Genomic DNA, 3,670 nt, shown 5'->3' with positions numbered 1-3,670 from the left:
CGTGACCGGCGGCGCAGCGGGTGCGGCGACCGGCGAACTGGCGGCACAGCTGATTGCGAAAGAGCTGTATCCGGGGGTAAAACCGGAAAACCTGACGAATGAGCAAAAGGCGAATGTGAGTGCCTTGAGCACGCTGGCCGCAGGACTGGCAGGCGGCGTGGCGGGGAATTTGTCTGTGGCTGCAGGGACAGGGGCTGTGGCTGGGAAGATTGCTGTTGAGAATAATGCGCTATCATCAAAAGACGAGCAGCAACGTCAGGACGCGAAGTGGTCCCTGCCGTATCTGGAAGGTGAAAAGAAAGCCCAGGCTGAAAAACTGGTCACTGACCTTGATGCGAAGGATAAAGCGTTCGATGCAGCCATAGACGCAGCATGTAAGAATCTGTCATCAGAACAATGTTCAGGCATGCGGCAAGAACTGGCCGCGATGGGCAAAAGTTACGATGCTCAGATGGATGGTCAGTACATCGGCACAATGGCCAGTGTTTATCAGGAAGGTGCAGGTAAAGTTGATAGCCTGCTGTGGCAGTACGCTACAGCAGATGCTCAGGCCCAGAAAGCTAGAGATATTCAGACTATAGCGAAGAACTGGGGCGTCAGCGTAGAGACGGCTTCGGCACTGTATACTGGAATGGCGATAACACACACCACGGCGGCGATTGGTGGTGCAGTGTATGGGATGAAGGGAAGCAGTTCAGCTCAGACTGGTAAAGTTCCTGCTTATGCAGAAGAACCCCCTTTCAATCCTTCAGGTACAGGTGGAGCTGCACAACCGTGGTCGACTAAAGGTCGTACCAAGTATGTTCAGCTACCGAACCAAGGTAAAATTCGTTATGTACCACCAGAGGGATATTCTGCATCTCAACCTCTGCCCAGAGGTCCAAATAATGGTTACATCGACAAATTCGGGAATGAGTGGGTTAAAGGACCATCCCGTACCGCAGGCCAGGCGTTTGAGTGGGATGTCCAGCTATCACGAACAGGCAAGGCTCAGTTAGGTTGGGCAACGCGAGATGGTTCCCACCTCAATATATCCCTTGATGGAAAAATTACGCATAAGTGATCGCTATGAAGATAGATTTTTACCAAGAAGTAGAAGTCAGAGAAAACGCCAAAAATAGTAAGTATGCAAAATGCAAGGGAGTTGTTCTTGGGATTAGCGAGGAAGATGATGTTGTCTACGGTTACTCAGTGGTAATACATGGGAAGGATAATGTGGTGTACTTCGAGAAGGACGATATTTCCCCTACTGGGGTAGCCTTCAGGCGAGAAGACTTTTACTGATGAAGGGCCCGGCTACATGTGAATAGACCCTAGTTCCCTAGACTGTTCCGTGCCTCATGAACCAGGCACTTTCATAAACTGCAGGGGGTTGATCCTCACAGGCACTGTGGCGGCGTTTAGCATTATAAAACATCTCGACATAATCGAAGATATCCGCCTTCGCTTCTTCCCTATTTTTATAGATCCGTTTCTTTATGCGTTCCCGTTTTAGCAACTGGAAAAAGCTTTCTGCCACTGCGTTGTCATGGCAATTACCCCGACGACTCATGCTGCTTTTTAAATTGTGAGCTGTCATAAAATGCTGACATCTTTCGCTCGTATATTGAGAGCCCTGATCTGAATGGATTAATACTTCTGCCGTTGGTTTACGTCGCCATACCGCCATCAATAATGCATTCATTACTAACTCAGCGGTCATTCGTCCGCCCATGCTCCAGCCGATAACCCTGCGTGAGAAGAGATCAAGAACAACAGCCAGATACAGCCACCCCTCATGCGTCCTTATATAAGTCATGTCACTCACCCAATGCGTATTTGGGGTTGGGACAACGAACTGGCGTTCAAGGTAATTTGGACTGGCAAAAGAAGGCTTTCCGCCACCGTAATAGCGTCGTTTTCGGTATCCAGTCTGAGATGCTAGTTCAGCGAGCCTCATCAGGCGCGCGATCCTGTTACGTCCGACGCATTCACCCAGATCTTTCATATCGAGCCAGATTTTTCGATAGCCGTAAACCGTACCGCTTTCAAGCCACAGTTGTTTAATCAAGCCTGTTTGCCGTTCATCTTGCCGGGTACGCAAAGATTTAGGCCGCTTTAGCCACTGGTAATAACCGCTGTGATGGAGGCCAAGAACCAGGCATAACCTGCGCACAGCATAAAAGGACGACATTTTTTAATGGAGGCGTACTTCAGCCTGACGTTCTTGCAAAGTACGCGGCGGCCTTTTTTAAGATATCCCGCTCTTTAGTTACTCGCTTAAGTTCTTGCCTGAGGCGCTTTACTTCATGCTGAAGTGCATCGTCCTGCTTACGCTGCGGCTCGGGCTTCTGGTAGCGCTTAACCCAGGCGTAAAGACTATTAGTGGATACACCAAGTCGAGAGGAGACCTCAGATACAGGGTACCCCTGCTCAGTGATCTGTTTTACGGCTTCAATTTTGAATTCTTCAGTGAACGTTTTGACTGACATAAACACTCCTTCATTAGGCCTCCATTATGAGGCAAAAAAGTGTCTACGAAGCCCGGGTCTATTCAAGTTCGGCTTGCGCGGGTCCGAGACTGAAGGCTATCGAGGCGAAAGAAGGGTATGAGGGTCTTGGTAACTACAACTCGAAAGCGAGCCAGCAATACTCGGGCGCTTACGGCCAGATAGTAAACCTTCTGAATATCACCAGTGTTGATGCGCAGAATCAGCAGCAGATCCAAGACGCAATGATCAACTTCTTTATGACAACGAAAGGAGTTGATTATGCAACAGCCAAAGATTACACCGAGTTGAAACAGGGAGCCGATATTATTATTGCTTCGGTTACCCCGATACTTGGTGCGGCAGCAGCGAAACAACTTGGCAAGATTGTAGATGCGAATGTGAAGGTCGTTGCGAAAGGAAATGTTGATGGTAATAAATTCAGTGATACTAACCAGGGAGCAAGGCCTTCACAGTTAGCTGATTTTAATAAACCGACCCTCATCAATGATGTTGTTCAAGCTAAGATTGCCAAAGATCCTAGTAAAAGCCCGCCTAATGGAAACATGGAACCGCTCATGCAGAAATAAGTGTTATCCAGCAAGCCTATGAGAAAGGGATGACTAACGGCAAAGATATGCTCATGTCCGTGAAGGGGGAACCAGTTTGTTCTTATTGCCTTAGTGACGTAAAAGCTATGGCTGCGAAATCAGGGCTTAAGTCGCTAACAATTTTTGAAGAAGATACTGGTAGGACTTTATATTGGGAAGCTGGTACGAAAAAATTCCGTATAAAAGGAGCTAAAGATGAGTAAGTTGCAGCTCTCATGGTCTATCTTGCAAAAAGGTGGGGCTAAGGAATTTCATTGTTGGGATGAAGTGAGTAGCGTACTGAATAATCTTCGATCATTTAGTGGTTGTGTAACATTGGATAAATTAGATGACGAAGATTACTTAATCTCTGAAATTCAAGTGAGAATGGAAAAAGGCTTCTATTTGGTTACTTTTTTGAATGAAGATGATGAAGTTATGACACTTTCCGATTTAACACAGCCGGATGAAAATATTTTAATCCTAGGAGATTATTGGTCAACAAGACAGGTAACAAAGGACTTTGATCTTGTTGTCAGGATCTTTAAAGAGTTCTTTGATACTGGCAATGTATCGACGGAACTTCTGAACTAAAACAGTAACCCCGGCCTT

At 47.0% G+C, this 3,670-nt stretch carries 4 protein-coding genes and 1 pseudogene; 4 read left to right on the top strand and 1 reads right to left on the bottom strand.

The window, feature by feature from the left end:
- A partial coding sequence (locus ED901_RS25195) for a polymorphic toxin type 17 domain-containing protein (RefSeq protein ID WP_205965063.1) occupies window positions 1-1,063 on the top strand: 1,063 nt, incomplete at its 5' end.
- Window positions 1,064-1,321: 258 nt separating this feature from the next.
- Here ED901_RS25195 and ED901_RS01310 read toward each other — a convergent pair.
- A pseudogene (locus tag ED901_RS01310) lies at window positions 1,322-2,471 on the bottom strand (IS3 family transposase).
- Between the two features lie 26 nt (window positions 2,472-2,497).
- On the opposite strand from ED901_RS01310, the gene ED901_RS01305 reads away from it, so the two are divergent.
- Genes ED901_RS01305 through ED901_RS01295 form a run of 3 tightly spaced genes read left to right on the top strand, consistent with a single transcriptional unit; the run spans window position 2,498 to window position 3,652 of the window.
- The gene (locus ED901_RS01305) at window positions 2,498-3,058 is read left to right on the top strand and encodes a hypothetical protein (RefSeq protein ID WP_122094363.1); all 561 of its coding nucleotides are present in this window, start codon (window positions 2,498-2,500) and stop codon (window positions 3,056-3,058) included.
- 29 nt (window positions 3,059-3,087) lie between these two features.
- Entirely contained in the window at window positions 3,088-3,282 is a 195-nt protein-coding gene (locus ED901_RS01300; RefSeq protein ID WP_240993856.1) for a hypothetical protein, read from the top strand.
- Window positions 3,275-3,652: an Imm1 family immunity protein gene (locus ED901_RS01295; RefSeq protein ID WP_122094359.1), complete on the top strand. Its 378-nt coding sequence runs from the start codon at window positions 3,275-3,277 to the stop codon at window positions 3,650-3,652. Before ED901_RS01300 ends, ED901_RS01295 begins: the two co-directional genes overlap by 8 nt.
- Window positions 3,653-3,670: the final 18 nt, after the last annotated feature.

Source organism: Rahnella sp. Larv3_ips (assembly GCF_003697865.1).
GTDB lineage: Bacteria > Pseudomonadota > Gammaproteobacteria > Enterobacterales > Enterobacteriaceae > Rahnella > Rahnella rivi.
This window is presented reverse-complemented; position numbering and strand designations above follow the sequence as displayed.